Origin of the sequence: Neohoeflea coraliihabitans, from assembly GCF_019334345.1 — a bacterium.
GTDB lineage: Bacteria > Pseudomonadota > Alphaproteobacteria > Rhizobiales > Rhizobiaceae > Pseudohoeflea > Pseudohoeflea coraliihabitans.
On the sequence record NZ_JAHWQX010000002.1, the window covers coordinates 422,645 to 440,288 of the forward strand.

At 61.2% G+C, this 17,644-nt stretch carries 14 protein-coding genes; 7 read left to right on the forward strand and 7 right to left on the reverse strand.

Annotated elements, in window-relative coordinates; all coding sequences use genetic code 11:
* Nucleotides 1–21: 21 nt before the first annotated feature.
* The 6 genes from KY465_RS08020 to KY465_RS08045 form a co-directional block, all read right to left on the reverse strand.
* A complete protein-coding gene (locus tag KY465_RS08020) occupies nt 22–957 on the reverse strand; it encodes an NAD-dependent epimerase/dehydratase family protein (RefSeq protein WP_219201152.1) in 936 nt (311 codons plus the stop codon).
* Nucleotides 958–987: 30 nt separating this feature from the next.
* On the reverse strand, nt 988–1,710 hold the full coding sequence (locus KY465_RS08025; protein ID WP_219201153.1) for an SDR family NAD(P)-dependent oxidoreductase: 723 nt from the start codon (nt 1,708–1,710) through the stop codon (nt 988–990).
* 48 nt (nt 1,711–1,758) lie between these two features.
* On the reverse strand, nt 1,759–3,222 hold the full coding sequence (locus KY465_RS08030) for an aldehyde dehydrogenase family protein (protein WP_219201154.1): 1,464 nt from the start codon (nt 3,220–3,222) through the stop codon (nt 1,759–1,761).
* A gap of 17 nt (nt 3,223–3,239) precedes the next feature.
* Nucleotides 3,240–5,774 (reverse strand): branched-chain amino acid ABC transporter ATP-binding protein/permease, encoded by a 2,535-nt coding sequence (locus tag KY465_RS08035; protein ID WP_219201155.1) that lies wholly within the window; start codon nt 5,772–5,774, stop codon nt 3,240–3,242.
* Entirely contained in the window at nt 5,771–6,649 is an 879-nt protein-coding gene (locus KY465_RS08040; RefSeq protein ID WP_219201156.1) for a branched-chain amino acid ABC transporter permease, read from the reverse strand. Before KY465_RS08040 ends, KY465_RS08035 begins: the two co-directional genes overlap by 4 nt.
* Nucleotides 6,650–6,749: 100 nt before the next feature.
* A complete protein-coding gene (locus KY465_RS08045; RefSeq protein ID WP_219201157.1) occupies nt 6,750–8,000 on the reverse strand; it encodes an ABC transporter substrate-binding protein in 1,251 nt (416 codons plus the stop codon).
* Between the two features lie 181 nt (nt 8,001–8,181).
* Between KY465_RS08045 and KY465_RS08050 the strand changes: the two genes are divergently transcribed.
* The 5 genes from KY465_RS08050 to KY465_RS08070 all read left to right on the forward strand — a co-directional run bounded on the left by KY465_RS08050 (nt 8,182) and on the right by KY465_RS08070 (nt 14,182).
* A complete protein-coding gene (locus tag KY465_RS08050) occupies nt 8,182–9,168 on the forward strand; it encodes a LysR substrate-binding domain-containing protein (protein WP_219201158.1) in 987 nt (328 codons plus the stop codon).
* A gap of 225 nt (nt 9,169–9,393) precedes the next feature.
* Nucleotides 9,394–11,154, forward strand: coding sequence for an FAD-dependent oxidoreductase (locus KY465_RS08055; protein ID WP_219201159.1), 1,761 nt, complete (start codon nt 9,394–9,396; stop codon nt 11,152–11,154).
* An 18-nt stretch (nt 11,155–11,172) separates the two neighbouring features.
* Nucleotides 11,173–12,951, forward strand: coding sequence for a thiamine pyrophosphate-binding protein (locus tag KY465_RS08060; protein WP_219201160.1), 1,779 nt, complete (start codon nt 11,173–11,175; stop codon nt 12,949–12,951).
* A gap of 20 nt (nt 12,952–12,971) precedes the next feature.
* The gene (locus KY465_RS08065; RefSeq protein WP_219201161.1) at nt 12,972–13,361 is read left to right on the forward strand and encodes a cupin domain-containing protein; all 390 of its coding nucleotides are present in this window, start codon (nt 12,972–12,974) and stop codon (nt 13,359–13,361) included.
* Nucleotides 13,362–13,369: 8 nt separating this feature from the next.
* Nucleotides 13,370–14,182 (forward strand): IclR family transcriptional regulator, encoded by an 813-nt coding sequence (locus tag KY465_RS08070; protein WP_219201162.1) that lies wholly within the window; start codon nt 13,370–13,372, stop codon nt 14,180–14,182.
* Between the two features lie 12 nt (nt 14,183–14,194).
* Here the strand turns inward: KY465_RS08070 and KY465_RS08075 are convergent, their stop codons facing one another.
* Nucleotides 14,195–15,109, reverse strand: a complete 915-nt coding sequence (locus KY465_RS08075; protein WP_219201163.1) for a LysR family transcriptional regulator — start codon at nt 15,107–15,109, stop codon at nt 14,195–14,197.
* An 80-nt stretch (nt 15,110–15,189) separates the two neighbouring features.
* Here KY465_RS08075 and tcuA point away from each other — a divergent pair, with 80 nt between their 5' ends.
* Both tcuA and tcuB read left to right on the forward strand, forming a co-directional pair.
* Nucleotides 15,190–16,584, forward strand: coding sequence for an FAD-dependent tricarballylate dehydrogenase TcuA (tcuA, locus tag KY465_RS08080; protein WP_219201164.1), 1,395 nt, complete (start codon nt 15,190–15,192; stop codon nt 16,582–16,584).
* On the forward strand, nt 16,574–17,641 hold the full coding sequence (tcuB, locus tag KY465_RS08085) for a tricarballylate utilization 4Fe-4S protein TcuB (RefSeq protein WP_219201165.1): 1,068 nt from the start codon (nt 16,574–16,576) through the stop codon (nt 17,639–17,641). Before tcuA ends, tcuB begins: the two co-directional genes overlap by 11 nt.
* Nucleotides 17,642–17,644: the final 3 nt, after the last annotated feature.

Sequence of the window (17,644 nt, forward strand, 5' to 3'; positions counted from 1 at the left end):
CTCATTGCAACTGACTGGTGATCATTCTCGTCCGGCGCGTTCTTCAGACCGGTTGTCCCCAGTGATCAGATGTCTCTGATCGTAACGGGCGGTAAAGCCGAGCCCTCGGGCAGCGTGCGTCAGGTCGTAGAGCGGCGCGAAGGGCTCATTCTCGTAGACGGCACGGTTGCGAATTTCGATCGTTCCCCCATGCAGACGCTGCAACCGGTCCAATGTCGGTTCCGGCGACAGGGTGACTGTCGAGGACAGGTAGAAACACTCATAGCGAGGGCTCGGCATGGACATTTGCAGTGCCAGGCGAAACGCCCGGGCCACGTCCCGCGGGTCGATATGGTGATACAGGGGTCCGCCTCCCGCCGAAGAGGGGCCGCCTGCGGCAGGTCCACGATAGTTGTGCGGATCTTTCGCGCGGGCCTCGATCTCTGCCGCCATTTCCGGATAGGCGATGAACACCGTGCGCAACGCCACCGCCGAAAGTCCGCGCAACACATAGGCACGGACAAGGTCCTCACCCAGGATCTTGCTGATGGCGTAGGGGTCGGTTGCCTGCAGGGGATGATCGAGGTCGATCGGCGCATAGAGCGGCGCGAGCATCCTGCCTTCGCGGACGGTGTAGCCGGCGACGGAATCGCTGGAGCAAAAGACGAAACGGCCAACCCCAGCCGCTTCTGCCGCTTCAAGGACTGTATATGTCCCCTGCACATTGACCTGCATTATCGTCCGGCCGTCGCCGGACCATATGTTCGGAACGGCGGCAATATGCAGTATTGCGTCCATATCCTCGACAGCGGTGCGCACGGCCACCGGATCGGTAACGTCGCCGATGTGCCAGTCAATTCCGGCATCGCCGCGCTGTCTGTCGAAGCCGCGCACCGAATAACCGTTTGCAACGCACTCATTGACGACATAACGACCGAGGAGGCCAGCGGCGCCGGTTATCAATACGCGGGAACCCATGAACGCGAACGCCCTTTCGACCGAGAAAGCCTAGATCAGGCCGCCATTGGGCTGCACGATCTGGCCGTGTATCCAGCTGGCCCGCTGCGAAGCAAGAAAGGCCACCACTTCGGCGATCTCCGCTGGCTGTCCGACGCGCCCAAGCGGGCTCATCGAGGCTGACCGCTGAAGCGCCGCCTCGTCCTTGCCGGCACGAAAGAGATCCGTGTCGACGGGACCCGGAGCCACCGCGTTGACGCGTATGCCGCGCGGCGCCAATTCCTTCGCCATTGAGCGCACCAGGCATTCGACAGCCGCCTTGGTGGCGCTGTAGGGGCCAACCCCGGGCACTGCGTGGCGCACCAGCGAGGTGGTCAGGGCTATGATCGTGCCATTGTCCGGCACTTGCCGCGCTGCTTCCGCGAGGACATTGAACGCACCGACAATATTGACTTCCACGAGACGGCGGAAATTGTCGGCGTCGAACTGCGCAAGCGGGGCGGGAGGAACATTGATGCCGGCATTGGCGACGACACACAGCGGCGCTGCACCGAAATCACTTTTGACGGCCTCGAACGCATTTGTGACGCTGCCGGCATCGGTGATATCAGCCTGATAAGCCCGAATTGTCGCGTCGGCATGGCGCAGCTGCTCCGCCGGCTGTTGGCTGACATAGGTATAGGCCACATCAAATCCGGCGTCGGCCAGCGCCGTGATGCAGGCCTCGCCGATTCCGCGCGATCCGCCGAATACTAGAGCAGTTTTTTTGGTCATGACATGTCCTCATGCGCTGTCGTTTGATGTCTTGCATCCATGCCGCGCTCAGGCGGTGATGGTGATGATTCGTTCCTCGGTCATTTCCTGGATGGCGTAATGCGGACCTTCCCGGCCAAAGCCGCTGTCCTTTGAGCCGCCATAGGGCATCAGATCAACACGAGAACTGGATGTTTCGTTGATATGCACGCCGCCGACACGCATCCGGCGGGCCGAAGCGAGTGCCGCGTCCAGCCCATTGGTGAACAGGCCGGTGGCAAGCCCGTAGGGCGTGGAATTGACCCGCGCTATGGCCTCATCGAGTCTCGAGAACCTCTCAATACATACGACCGGTCCGAAGATTTCGCGGCACCCCACGGCCATTTCCGGGTTGATGTCGGCCAGCAATGTTGGCGGCACCACCGTCCCCTGACGATCGCCGCCGGCCAGTTTGCGCGCCCCGCCCGCAACCGCATCTTCAATCCAGTTCGCGATGCGCTTGGCATCGCCCTCGCTGATCAGCGGCCCGACGACCGTTTCCGATTGATGTGGATCACCATAGGGAAGATCGGCAACCAGTGGAGCCAAGCGTTGCTCGACCTGGTCGGCGATCGCCTCATGAACCAGCAGGATCTGCACGGAGGTACAGACCTGCCCCGCCTTGCGATAGCCCGCCGAAGCGATCTTAGGCAGCGCGCGGTCGAGATCGGCATCATCACAAAGCACGGTAAATGCGATTGAGCCGAGTTCCATCTGACTGCGGCGCAGGCCGGCTGAGCGCTGAATCTCGCGCCCGACCTCGGTTGACCCGGTAAATGCGAAAAACCGGATTCGCTGATCGGCCAGCAGGGTACGCGCAACCTCCGCGCCCCCGTGAACGAGGGAGAGGAAACCATCCGGCATCCCCGCCTCGACCAGAATTTCGCAGAGCTTGGCAGCGGTGAAGGGCGTGTTGCTTGATGGCTTTAGAACCACCGGGTTGCCGGCGGCAAAGGCCGGAGCGAGCTTGTGTGTGACGGTGTTGAGCGGAGAGTTGAACGGCGTAATTGCCGCCACGACGCCGATCGGCAGGCGCAGGGTGAAAGCCAGCCGTCCAGCTTGACCCGGTGCGCCTTCGAGCGGCACCACATCGCCCTTGAGCCGGCGCGCCTCCTCCGCCGACAGTTTCAGCGTCTGGATACACCGCTTCACCTCGCCGGCGGCGTCGGCTTCGGTGAAACCGGCCTCCGCCTGCATCGTGCGGACGAGGATGCCCGTCTGTATCTCGACCAGCGCGGCGGCGCGGTCGAGTATCTCACCCCGTTCCCAGGGGGTCGGCGCGCCGTCCTCAAATGCAGCGTGAGCGGCCGCGACAGCGGCGGCAATCTGCTCGTCGCTGGCGGTTTCGAGAGGTGCGAGTTCAGCACAAGTGTATTTGTCGAGCACCTGGCGCGTCGGGCCGTTGCCGCGTTGCCATATGCCGGCAATGAGCAGGCGTCGCTCGACCTCCAGCGCAGGACCGTTCCCGGTCCGAGTTTCCGTTTTCGCAGCCATGGCGTCCTCACACACAGTTAGAGCCAAAGGATTTCTTTGCGGTAGTCCAGATCTTCCAGCAGCGGTCTGGCCGGTCCTTCGTGGAAGACGGCACCGCGTTCGAGCGCGAAGGCCCGGTCGGAAAGCGCCAGCACCAGATCGAGATTGTGTTCAACAATGATGATCGGCACTTCGCGGCGGATCTGATCGAAGACAGTGAACAGTTCCTCGACCACCGCCGGCGACAGGCCTTCGAAGGGCTCGTCGAGCAACAACAGGCGGACGTTGCCCGAAAGGGCGCGTGCCACCGCCAGCATTTGTTGTTCACCACCCGAAAGATAGTCGGCGTAGGTGCGGTAGCGCTCCTTCAGACGCGGGAACATCTCGAAGATCTTCTCTTCGCTCCAGACAGTTCCCTTTTCCGCCTCGGTGGCGCGCGCCAAGCGCCCGAGCGAGAGATTTTCGGCCACGGTCATGCCAGCGAAAAGTCCCCTGCCCTGCGGCACATAGCCGATCCCGGCGCGGGCGATATCAGCGGCGGGCTTGCCGGCAATCTGCTGGCCGTCAAAGGTAATCTGACCAGACCGCGGAGGCACCAGCCCGGCGATCGACTTCAGCAGCGTGGACTTGCCGGCGCCGTTGCGGCCGAGCAGCGCGACAATCTCGCCTTGGCGGATATCGATCGAAGCGTCGTTGAGGATGTGGCTCTTGCCATAGAAGGTATTGATGTTTCTCACCTGCAGCAGCATCGGCTGCGCGCTGGCATCTCCGGCAAGCCGTCCAGTGACCGGCGGCGTGCCTGTACCGGTGTAGACTTCCTGAACCTTTTTGTTGGCGCGGACCTCCTCGGGTGTGCCGCTCATGAGGACCTCGCCCTCGGTCATCACCGTCACGCGCTGCGAAAAGCCGAGCACGCGGTCAATATCGTGCTCGACGATCAGAACCGGGATGTGCCGGGAAATGGCGGCAACGAGATTGCCGATGCGCTCGCGTTCGGCTGCGGCAAGACCGGCAAGCGGTTCATCAAGCAACAACACCTGCGGTTTGGAAGCCAGGGCAATGCCGAGGTCGACAAGTCGCTGCCCGCCATAGGACAGATCAGCGCCCTTCACCTGTTCCATGCCGGCCAGGCCGAGGAACTGCATCAATTCGTCGGTTTCGCTGTTGATCTGGTCAATATCCTCGACGTCGCGCCAGAGATTGAAGCGTGAGGCATGCTTGGCCTGGACCGAGAGGCGGATGTTCTCGCGGACGTTGATGCCTTCGAACAGATTGGTGATCTGAAAGGAGCGTGCCAGACCTGCCTGACAGATGGCGTCGGGCGTTTTTCCCTGAATTTCCCGGCCGTGCAAACGGACACTGCCGGAACTGGGGACGAAACGACCGCTGATCAGATTGAAGAAGGTCGTCTTGCCGGCGCCGTTCGGGCCGATCAGGGCGTGAATCTGACCAGGTTCGACACTGAGCCCGGCATTGCTGACAGCGCGTATTCCGCCGAAATGCTTGGCCAGTCCGCTTGCTTCAAGCACAGTTTCGGATGACATTTTCGGCTGCAGGAATGCAGGAATGTCCATCCCTTCGCGTATCTTGCGGCCAGCCATGGCGGCTGCCTCTTCGGGTTCCGGCCGCAGGCGCCTTGTCACCTGTTGCCAGATTCCGACGAGCCCGCCTGGCGAGAACATCACAAAACCGACGAAGATCAGTCCAAACCACAGCAGCCAGTTCTCCGTCCAGATGGAAAACCATTCCCGGAACAGGGTGTAGAACAGGACGCCGACGGCCGGGCCGAGAAAGTTGTGCATGCCGCCGATCACGACCATCGCCAGCAATTCGCCGGAGAAAACCACGGCCGTCGGCTCGGCGGAGACGATGTAGTTGAGGAAACCAACCAGTCCACCGGCCAGACCCGTCACCATGGCTGAAAGCACAAATGTTAGCAGCTTGTAGCGTTGCACCGGGTAGCCCTGGAACGTGGCGCGTTCCTGGTTCTCGCGAATCGCCACCAGGACGTGCCCAAAGGGAGAGCGCACCAGCCTGAGTTGGGCGTAGAGGACGAGAAGGCCAATTAGTGCGACAAAGCAATAGTAGGTGATGCCGTCATCGAGATCGAACATCAGCAGGGTGCCGCGGTCGAAACCGCCGAGACCATCCTCTCCGCCGGTGACAGCCGTCCAGCGAAAGGCAATGGTGAAGGCAAGCGCCGACAGGGCCAAGGTCATGAGTGCAAAATAGACCCCGCGGCGCCGCAGCATCAGCAGACCAATCGGCCACGCCATTGCGCCAACCACCAGCATGCCGACCAAGAGCGAGGCGACGACGTTCGAACCGAACCAGTGAAGCTGCGACAGGGCAGCACCATAGGCGCCGATGCCGAACCACGCTCCGTGGCCGAAGGAGACCAGTCCGGTGTAGCCCATCAGCATGTTGAGCCCGAGGGTGGCGATCACCAAGGCAATGATCAGGGTGGCCGTGTTGAGAGTGAGCCCCAGCAGCGGAAGGATGAAGGGCAGAACGATCACGCCCGCCAGCCCGAGCAGCATGGGCCTAAATCTTGCGAAAGACGTCAGGGTCATTTTTCAAACTTCTCGATCGGTTCGCCCAGCAGACCCCGTGGGCGCAGCAGCAGGACAAGGAACATGAGCACATACATCGAGGCTTCGCCGGCAGCGGGATAGAAGTGGATGGTCACACCGCGGACAACGCCGACCAGCAGCGCCGCTGCGACCACGCCCCAGAAACTGCCCAGACCGCCGATGATCACGACGACGAAAGCGACCGTGATGATTTCATCGCCCATGGCGGGATGAACGATGGTGATGGGCGCGAAAAGGGCGCCGCCGAGTGCTGCAAGGCCGACGCCCAGCATGACAATCGCCGTCATGTAGGGCTGGAGGCGGATGCCCAGGGCAGCAACCATATCCGGCTTCTGGATGCCGGCGCGCACGACGCGGCCGAACGAGGTGCGCTGCAGGATCAGCCAGAGGGCAAGGAGAATGAGCGCCACAACGCCGAGCATCAGCAAGCGGTAGCGGGAGAACAGGAAGTCACCGATGATGACCGATCCCTTGAGATCGGGCGGCAAGGAGGCCAGCAGCGGCGCTCCGCCCCAGATGATGCGGATGGACTGTTCGGCCACCAGGGCCAGGCCGAAGGTGACAAGCAGGCTGAGGATCGGATCCTCGTCATAAAACCGTCTGAGGATCAGCCTCTCAAAGAGGATTCCGAGGCATGCGACCAGCACCGGCGAAATCACTGCCGCGCCGGCAAAGCCGAAGGTTGGCAACATCTCGACGAAGAGATAGGCGCCGAGGGCGTAAAAGGCCCCGTGTGAAAGATTGACGATGCCTCCGACGCTGAAAATCAGCGACAGTCCCAGGGCGATCAGCAGGTAATAGCCGCCAAGGACCAGGCCGTTGACGACCTGCTCGAAGAAAAAAACGATTTGCATGTGTCAGGTCCGTGCTTGAACGGGGTCGCAACCCTCTGGCCGTCGAGCTGCCCTGTGCTGCGGAGGCCGACACAGCCGGCCTCCGCAGCATTTGGCATTCTTACAGACTGCAGCCGCTCTGCTCGCGTGTCGGATAGATGAGGGTCAGGTCCTGATCCGGACCCGGAACCGCTTGTCCGAGTTCCATCAGTTCGAGCACGTCGGACACTTCATCAGGATCGCGTGCGGTGACCGTATAGGCTTCCTGGATCAGCTGATGATCCCAGTCGCGGAAATAGGCCTTGCGGTTCTTGAGGATGTCGAATTCGGCGCCCGATGCGAGGTAGTCCACCAGTTCCTCGTTGTCGACCGATTGGGTCTCCTCCATCGCCTTGGCCAGGATCTTCATGGCGATGTAGTCGATCCAGGCATGGTTCTCGGGTGTCTTGCCGAACTTCGCCCTGAAGCGCTCGACAAATTCAAGCGAGGCGGGAACATCGAGGGTATGGTACCAAACTGCCGGCCACGTGCCGGTGATGTTGCCCGGACCGGCGGCCCATCCATCGACCGTGTTGAAACCGAAGCCGACGGTCGGGAACGGCAAGCCGAACTCGGCATATTGCTTGGCAAAGTTCGGCACCTGGTTGCCCGCCAAATTGAGGCAGACCACGTCGGGCTGCGCCTGGCGGATCTTGAGGATGAACGGACTGAAATCGGTCAGATCGGTTGCAATCAGTTCGTTGCCGACAAGCTCTGCGTTGTTGGCCTCGAAAAAGCGCTCGGCTGCTTCCAAGAGATCGTGGCCGAAAACGTAGTCCGCGGTCAGGGTGAAGAACTTGCGGCCATCGACCATGTTGTCGCGTTTCAGACTTTCACCGACGACGTTGACATTCACGGTGTTGGGAATGTCGGTGCAGAACATATAGCGGTTGCAGCTTTCGCCGCGCAACACGTCCGAGCGCGGACCAGTGGCAATGAACAGCTTCTTGTTGCGCTCTGCGACCTGACCGATTGCCAGGGTGGAAGCCGAGCTGATTTCGCCAAGGATCACGTCCTTGTTGTCGCGTTCGATCATGCGCTGCGCCTTGGTGGCAGCGTTCTCCGGATTGATGGAATCCTCTGTCTGAACATCAACCTGGCGCCCCAGCACGCCTCCGGCGGCATTGATCTCCTCGGCAGCGAGCTGGACGCCAAGAGAGGCCCACTCTCCCATCACGCCAAGAAATCCGGTCAGCGGCGTCAGGTGGCCAATCTGGATGGGCCCCGACTGGGCGCGCAGATAACCCGGCATGGCGAGCGTCGCGGCGCCAGCCGCCGCCGTGCCAAGTACGGTGCGGCGCGAAATCAGATTGGATTTGTCTAGCTTGCTCATTTTATCCCTCCCTAGGATCAGAAATCGTGCGGAAGCCGCCCCCGAGCGACGACCTACGGGCCTCCTACCCGTCGATTTGGCGGGACTATAGCGAACCGCAACAGCGAGCAGAAATACGCGATTCCGAGACTAGGTATAAGGTTTACTTATATGGCAAATCCGGCCTAGTATTCCCGCCATTATGGACATCAGACAGCTTCGATATTTTGTGCAGATCGTCGACAGCGGCAGCCTTTCGAAGGCTTCTCGCGCGTTCCACATCGCCCAGCCGGCACTCAGTCAACAGATAGCCAAGCTCGAGGAACAGGTCGGCAAGCCGCTCCTGAACCGGACACACAAGGGCGTCACACCGACTGACAACGGTCTGGCGCTGTATCATCACGCGCGCTTCATGCTGCGCCAACTCGACCAGGCACTTTCGATCGCCAGAAGCGAGACCGCCGAAGTGCAAGGCATGGTGACCGTCGGTTTGCCGGCGACCACCGTGGCCGCCATGGGCCTGCCACTGGTGCGGCGAATTCGCGAGCGGTATCCCGGTATCCTTCTCAATGTTGTGGAGGGCATGAGCGGCCACATCGGGCATCTGATGCGCATGGGACAACTCGATCTGGCTGTCCTGTTCAGCCAGGAACTGGCGCCGGACGTTTCGGTGGAGGCGCTCCTCTCGGAAGAACTGTTTCTCATCATTCCCGAACACAGCCAGTTGGTCGCCAAGGACAAGAGCAGCGTCTCGACAAGCGAGGTGGCAGATATTCCGCTTATCCTGCCGACCTCGTCACATGGGCTGCGCCAGCGCATTACCGCAGTGTTTGAAAACCGCGGGCTGAGCACAAAGGTGGTGGCGGAAATCGATTCCCTGTCGCTGTTGATGGACGCTGTGCACGACGATATCGGCGCCACGATCAAACCGATCGGCGCCGTGATGAAAGAGGGAGGGCACGGACGTGCCTGGCGGTTCCTGACGTTCTCCGATGTCAGTTTCCGCAGACGCAATTTTCTGCATTTTCTGCCGCCGGAACGCCTGACAACAGCTGCAGCAATGGTCGCGGGCGAGTTAAAGCAGGTGGCGCGTGAACTCACGCTGCAGAAGAAATGGCCGGGTTTCGAACCGATCGGCGCACCCAACCGCGAAGCAATAGAGAAGCCCGCGATCATCGCATCAAAATGACCGGCGGGCGCACAAAGCGCTGAACCGGTGTCGCGAACTCCGGGCGACGCTGCGAGGCATATAACCGCTCCCGACTTTCGTGCCATATTTTCCGCAAGAGACGCGATACCGGCCATCCGGGTCGTCTGTTGGCGCGTGCAAGACGCTCCGCCCGGCGGAGCGAGATGATTTCCGAGCCAAACATGTTGACATGGCAGTACAATGTGTGGCCTGAAATACGATATTATGAAATCCAACTCCACAATATTAACAAAAGAAGGGGCGAGCACGCCGTTTGATCCGCGCGAGCGACCGGATCTCAGTTCCCTGCGCGAGGTTGATCTGATCATTCTGGGGAGTGGAGCGGCGGGCCTCACAGCAGCCTTGACCGGGCTGCTCGCGGGGCTGCAGGTGGTGGTTCTGGAAAAGGCTCCGGTGCTCGGCGGCACTTCGGCGCGATCCTCGGGCACGGTCTGGATTCCGGACAACCAATACATGCGGGCTGCCGGGATCAGTGACGACCGGACGCGCGCCGCAACCTATCTTGAGAAGCTGGTCGGTGCGCGCGGCCCGCGCCAACCCTGGGAGGTCTTCCTGGACACGGCGCCACGCATGGAGGCCGACCTGGCAGAAAGCGCCGACATTCGTTTCCGGCCAATGCCGACTGCCGCGGACTACCGATCGGAAATCGACGGGGCTGGCGAGGGCTGGCGGCCGCTGGAACCGCTGCCCTTCGACGGACGCAAACTCGGCGGCTATTTTTCCCTGCTGGCGCCGCCGATCCGGGAACTGACTGTGTTTGGCGGAATGATGGTCAGCCGTGCCGAAGCCGGAGAGCTCATTCATTTCGACAGGTCGCCGAGGGCTGCCTTGAAAGGCGCACGCCTCACCCTGCGCTATCTACGCGACCGGATATCCTACAATCGCGGCACGCGTCTGGTTATGGGGAATGGCCTCGTCGGACGGCTCTTATGGCAATTGCTGCGCCGTGACGGCCTGATTTGGGAAAATGTCACCGTCACGTCGCTCGAGCGTGATGGCGATCGCATTAACGGTGTCCAATATGCGCTTGGCACGCGCGAAGGCATGCTGAAAGCCCGCAGAGGCGTGGTGCTTGCCGGCGGCGGCTACCCATCCAGTGGAAAATGGCGCGAGAGCCAACTGCCGAAGCCCACGCCTCGTTACACTCCGGCCGCCCCGCATGCGGCTGGGTCGAGTGTGGAACTGGGCCTCGCGGCAGGCGCTGCGCTAGGCCCTCCGGGCTTGGATAACGGGCTGTGGTTTCCTTCCTCGATCCGTCGCCGGAAGGATGGCAGCCTCGCTGTCTATCCGCATATCGTGCTCGATCGCGCCAAACCCGGCTGCATTATCGTTGACAGCCAGGGCCAACGTTTCGCAAATGAAGCGCTGTCCTACCACGATTTCGTGCGCTCGATGTATGTCGCAAACGCCGATGTGCCTTGCATCCCAGCCTGGCTAATCGGTGATCGCGACTTCCTGCGCCGGTACGGTATGGGCATCGTGCGCCCGCGCACGCCGTTTCTGGGCAGCTATCGCAAGGATGGCTATCTCAAATACGGGGCCGACATCGCCGGGCTGGCTCAGGCGATTAACGTTCCGGCGGATGCCCTGCGCGACACCATCGCGCGTTTCAACAGCTTTGCCGCGCGTGGAGTCGACGAGGACTTCGGCCGCGGCACAACGGTCTATCAGCGCGCCAATGGCGATCCGCGGCACAAGCCCAATCCCTGTCTTGGTCCGGTGGGTTCACGCGAGCTTTATGCCGTGGAACTGCATCCGACGCCGCTTGGCACCAGCCGCGGCCTGGCCGCCTCGCCGGACGGCGAAGTGCTCGATGAAACGGGCGCGCCGATCCCGGGCCTGTATGTCTGCGGCAATGACATGCAGTCGTGTTTTTCAGGGGAGTATCCCGGTGCCGGAGCGCAAATCGGCATGGGGATGACGTTTGGCTGGCGCGTCGCGCGGCATGCGGCCGGCAAGAATTGAATGCGAAAGGAAACGAGAATGACCAAGCAGAAAGGCGGCGCGTATATCGCCGAGGCTCTTGTCCGGGAAGGCATACCCTACATTTTCGGGGTGTGCGGCCACGGTACGGTCGGCCTGATCGACCATCTCTACGATGTGCGGGACGACATAAAGATGGTTTCGCCGCGTCATGAGCAAACCGCGGTTCACATGGCTGATGGGTATTTCCGCGTCGCACACCGCGCCGCCGCTACCTTGACATCCACAGGTCCGGGCTCGGCCAACCAGATCATGGGGCTGGCGGTAGCGCAAACCGACAGTTCGGCGATCCTGTCGATCACCGCCAACGTTCCGACGCAGCAGTTCAATCGCGGTCCGTTTCAGGAATTGAACCTGCACAATCAGGCTGATTTCAACAATGTCATCAAGCCTGTGGTCAAACGCAGCTTTCAGCCGACCCGCGCCGAGATGCTGCCGGTGCAGATCCGCCAGGCTTGTGCCACGATGACCACAGGACGTCCCGGTCCGGTCAATCTCGACATTCCCTACAACCTCTTCCAGGAGGAGGCCGACCTTTCAGCGGAGGTGATCGGCAGCGCCTTCGGTGAGCGTCGCTCGGGCGCCAGCCCCGACGATGTGACCGACGTCGTCGACCGGCTGCTTGCTGCCCGGCGGCCGGTGCTGTTCGTCGGCCACGGCATGACGTTGTCCGAGGGGGAGAAGGAGCTGACCCGCCTCGCCCGCTGGCTCAACATTCCGGTGATTTCATCGCCGAACGGCATGGGCACGATCGACATGCAGGATCCGCTCTCGCTCGGGTTCATCGGCCGCAACGGCGCCTATCAGGCCAATCAGGCCGGCCGGCATGCGGATCTGGTGATCGCCATCGGCGTGCGCTTCGATGACCGTTCCGCCTCGAGCTGGAAACCCGGTTACTCCTGGAACTTTCCCGAGACGGCGCTCGTGCATGTGGATCTCGACCATGCGGAACTGACCCGCAATTACACGCCCGATATTGCCATACTTGCCGATGCGCGCACGTTCCTGCGCCAGGTGCTGGCCGAGCTGTCGGAACGCGGGATTGATGAAAGTCCGAGGCTGGAAGACTGGCAGGCCGACATCGCCGGCTGGCGGCAGGAGTGGGAGGCGTTTCTGGCGCCCAACTGGGGCCAGCACACGGCACCGATCGCGCCCTACCGCATCGTCGAGGACTGTTTGAAGGTCTTGCCCGCCAACGCCATCCTCTCTCTGGATTCAGGGGTGCATCACAATTGGTACATGCAGTTCTGGAAGGCGCGCGGACCGCGCAGCATGCTCAATACCTGGGGCTATTCGGGCATGGGTTTCGGACCGAGCTCCATTCTCGGCGCCAAGCTGGCGGCGCCCGACCGCCCATGTATCAGCATCTGCGGCGATGGTGGCTTTACCATGGTGCCGCACGTCTTGTGCACCGCCGTGGAATACAACATCCCGGTTGTGTGGGTGGTCTGGAACAATTTCGTCTGGGGCGCGATCCGCGATCTTCAATACGGCTATTTCGAGGGCCGCGAATATGGAACCGGTTTCTATCGCGGTGATAACGCCGAACCTTACAATCCCGATTTTGCAGCCTGGGCCCGGGCCGCAGGCGTTGAGGGACATACGGTCACGAAGTCGGAGGATTTCGCCGGGGTGCTGGAAGCAGCAATCGCATCCGGCAAGCCGAGCCTGATCGATGTGCATGTCGACGGAAACATTCGCCCGCCCGCCACTGGCACCTGGGAATTGCCGCCGCTCACACCGAAGGAGCCGGTTTTCGGCAACGCCTGGCGGCCTTAACAAACGAAAGGAAGAGTGAAATGAACAAGGACAATACTGAAGCGAGCGTGGAAAGAAAGTCGGTCATCCGCAACATCGCGGAGGTGCCGTGGAAGGAATTCCCCGCTCATCACGGCTCGGCACTTTCCAAGCCGCTGGTGCATCCTACGACAACCGGCTCGCATCAACTTGACTACCGCATTTCGACATATCAGCCGATGGCCTATGTCGAGCGCCACGTGCACGACGTGCAGGAGCAGGTCTATCACGTGCTCGACGGCGAGGGGCTGATGGAAATTGATGGAGAGAAACGCGTCGTGAGAAAAAATGATATCATCTTTCTCGCACCCGGGTCCTGGCATAGCATCGAAAATACCGGTCTCGGCGACCTGACCTTCATCGTCGTGACGACACCGATCAACGACATCTGACGGGCGCAATGGCCGGCACGCGAGAAAAGACAGAGAAATCCGGTGGACCCGCAAAGGGCGGCATTCAGTCGCTCGAGCGGGCTGCTGCGATCATTGATGTGGTGGACGCGGGTGGCGAGCATGGGGCCAGCCTGACCGACATGGCGGAAGCCACGGGCCTGCACAACTCCACCATTTTTCATCTCGTCAAAACGCTTGATCAACTCGGCTACCTCGCGCGCCTGGACGAGGGAAAACAGTACTTTGTTGGCCCGCGCATCTTTTCCCTGGCAGCGGGCGCACCGCAGATGCGCCTTCTGGCACTTACTGGTCAGCCGGTCCTGGAAGAACTCAGTGCAATGACCGGCGAAGCCGCGCATCTTGCGGTGCGCACCGGCAGCCGGGTGATTGTCGTCGCCCGGGCTGATGCGCCCGGGATGATTCAAATTTCCTATGGCAAGGGACAGACCCGGCCCATTCATGCAACGGCGATCGGCAAGATGCTGCTGTCGCGATGCAGCCCGGAGGATCGCGACGCGATCGTCAAGTCGATCAGCTATGAGGCTTACACCCCGTATACCATTCGGGATGCGGCCGCACTTCGCACCGAGATTGAAAGGGTATGTGAGCTGGGCTTTGCCGAGGACCGCTGCGAATTCGATGAAAATGTGCGCTGCCTCGCCATCATCGTGCCCGGCCTGTCTTCCCGTCTGAATGTTTCAATTGGCATATCCGGGCCGGTCTGGCGCATGACCGACGATGCGGTGGCCGCCCATCTGCCGATCCTTCACAAACAGGCTGATGTGCTCAGTCGTCGCCTCGGCGGCCTTGTCACATCCTGACCATCGAACAAATCACGCCGCATCCCGACCGGCGCTGATGATCATGTCTCTGAGCCGCCGTGCCGAAGGCGAGCAGGCGGCGTCCGTCTTGTCGATCAAGCCAATCGTTCTGGAGATTGCCGGATGCGTCAACTCGCATGTGACGATTCCCCCCTCTCCGCTGATCGGAATGGCTGATCTTGGCAGCGGGGCGATTCCCAATCCGCTGCGGACAAGTTCGAGGGCTGTCGATGTGCGCGGCACTTCGTAATTCCAAAACAGGCTGCGCTGCGCACGCGCCATGGCCTGATCAATCAGTGCTCGATTGCCGCTTCCCTGCGAGGGCAGGATCAGCGGGTGCGCGGACAATGTCTCCCATTTGACCGATTGCTGTGATGCAAGTGGATGCTCGCGCAGGACAGCCAGAACGACCCGGTCATCGACAAGTGGCTCGAATACCACGCTTCGGTCGGAGACCGGCAAGGATGAGACACCGAAATCCGCCTTTCCCTCTGCGACCGCGTTCGTGACGTCATGGGCAAGAAAGTCGAGAATTCGAACCCGCGCTTCGCTTGGGCCGGTTCTGAACAATCGAAGCGCCGGCATGACGATGCGCGGGATGGCGCTCGGCACGGCGGCGATCGTGACGATGGCACGGTTCTGGTGGGCGAAGCGGGCCGTGTCATCGCGCAGTTCGTGCATTGTTTCTCGGGCGTTTTCCACCATCGCCTGTGCCCTTGGCTGCAACCTCTTGGCTGCAAGTGTAGGGCGAACCGAACGGGTGGTGCGCTCGAAAAGCATCGCGCCTAACGCGGTTTCCAGCTTGTGAATGCGCCGGGTCAGCGCTGATTGAGACACGCCGAGATACCGCGCGGCGGCAACGAAAGATCGCGTTTCCAGAAGGACAAGAAACGCCTCCAGTTCAGCAAATTCGAAATTGATGCGCATAGCGGCACAATTGCAATAATTTTTGCATTTATCAATTCTACAAGGAGAAGGTAGGGGCAGAGAATGATTCAGGATCAGCCATGACACAGCCGACCGAGCACTATGACATCGTGATCGTCGGCGGGGGCAATGCGGCGCTCTGTGCTGCAATGACCGCCGCCGAAGACGGGGCCAAGGTTCTCATTCTGGAAGCCGCGCCGAAGGACTATCGGGGCGGCAACTCGCGGCACACCCGCAACTTTCGCTGCATGCATGACGGTCCGCTTTCGGTTCTCGTCGACAGCTATGACGAGCAGGAATATTTCAGCGATCTGATCAAGGTCACCGATGGCAAGACCGATGAGGGTCTGGCACGGATGGTCATTCGCGCCTCGCAGGAATGTCTGCCGTGGATGGAGGCGCACGGCGTGCGGTTCCAGCCGTCGCTCTCGGGAACATTGTCTCTGGCGCGCACCAATGCTTTCTTCATGGGCGGCGGAAAGGCACTGGTCAACGCCTATTACCGCACCGCGGCAGCGCTGGGCGTCGACGTGCTTTATGAGGCGCCCGTGCGCCATCTGCAGCTTCAGGGCAACAGGATCGAGCGCGTCGACTACGAGTATGAAGGCGTCGCGTATTCGGCAGAACCGCGCGCCGTGATCGTGGCGTCCGGAGGCTTTCAAGCCGATCTCGATTGGCTCGCCGATGCCTGGGGACCGCCAGCGCGCAATTTCCTGATCCGCGGCACGCCCTACAATCGCGGCACCGTCCTGAAGAACCTTCTCGACCAGGGCGTGACGTCCATCGGCGATCCAACACAATGTCACGCGGTGGCGATCGATGGCCGGGCGCCGAAATTCGATGGCGGGATCGTGACCCGCCTCGACTGCGTTCCGTTCTCGGTCGTGGTCAACAGACGCGGCGAACGGTTCTACGACGAAGGCGAGGATGTGTGGCCGAAGCGCTATGCAATCTGGGGGCGGCTGGTTGCACAACAGCCGGATCAGGTGGCCTATGCCATCGTGGATTCGCGCGCCATTCCGCTTTTCATGCCGTCCGTATTTCCGGCCATCCAGGCCGACACCCTCGAGGAACTGGCGGAAAAAATGGATCTCCCACCGGAGGCCGTCACTCAGACGATCGCCAGCTACAATGCGGCCTGCGGGGACACATCGGCGTTTCATCCCACCGAGCGCGACGGCGTGCACACCTCGGGTATCGAGCCGGCCAAGACCAATTGGGCACGACCGATCAGCGAGCCACCGTTTTACGGCTACAGCCTGCGCACCGGCGTCACCTTCACCTATCTCGGTTTGAAGGTGGACGAGAACGCCCAGTGCCAGACCGACGCCGGGCCGGTTGAAAATCTCTGGGCCGCCGGGGAAACGATGGCCGGTTCGATTCTCGGACAAGGCTACCTTGCCGGCTATGGCATGACGATCGGAACTGTCTTTGGACGCATTGCGGGCCGGGAGGCTGCCAATTATGTACGCTGATCCAGTTGAGGAGGCGCGTCGCCAGGCGCAGATCTGCAATTCCTGTCGCTACTGCGAAGGATATTGCGCCGTCTTTCCTTCCATGCACATTCACCGCTCGTTTTCCGAGGGTGACATCACGCAGCTCGCCAATCTCTGTCACAACTGCCAGAACTGCTATGACGCCTGCCAGTACACGGCACCGCACGAATTTGCCCTGAACCTGCCGGGCGTTCTTGCCGAAGTGCGTCAGGAGAGCTGGGAGCAAACGGCTTTTCCCGCTGCGATGGGCAAGGCATTTCACCGCAACGGTACGTTGATTGCGTTGTTTTCCGCTCTGGGAATGGGTCTTCTATTCTGGGCCGCGCGGCGCCTGCCCGGCGGCGGCGAGGGTTTTTATGCGGTCCTTGCGCACAACGCCATGGTGGCCATCTTTCTGCCTGCGTTCCTGTTTCCGTTGTTGGCTCTTGCGATCGGGCTCAAACGCTATTGGAAACGGGTCGATGGCATGCCGGTGCGGCTTGGCGACATCACCGCGGCGTTCGGATCGGCGGCAACCATGCGCAATCTGGCCGGCGGTCACGGGGACGGCTGTACCTATGAGGACGACGATCGCTTTTCGCATAAACGGCGCGTCCTGCACCAACTGGTGATGTACGGCTTTCTGCTTTGTTTCGCAGCCACCGCGAGCGGCACAATCCTGCACTATGCGTTTGCCATGCCCGCGCCCTATGGTCTTTTCTCGATTCCGAAGGCGCTCGGACTGCCAGGCGGAATCATGCTGTGCATCGGCACTGCCGGGATGATGTGGCTGAAGGCGGAAGGCCGACCGCATCTGCAAGATCTGCGCGTCCGCGGCGGCGAGTTCGGCTTCATCCTGCTCTTGTTCATCGTCAGCTTTACCGGTCTCGCGCTCTATCTTTTTCGCGACACAGCCGGCCTTGAGGCGCTGCTGGCAATCCATCTCGGATCCGTTCTGGCCTTCTTCCTGCTGACGCCCTATTCCAAGATGGCGCACGGGTTTTACCGCCTGGCGGCATTGGTGCGCGATGCGCAGCGGCGCCGCTCAACGTCCTGATTG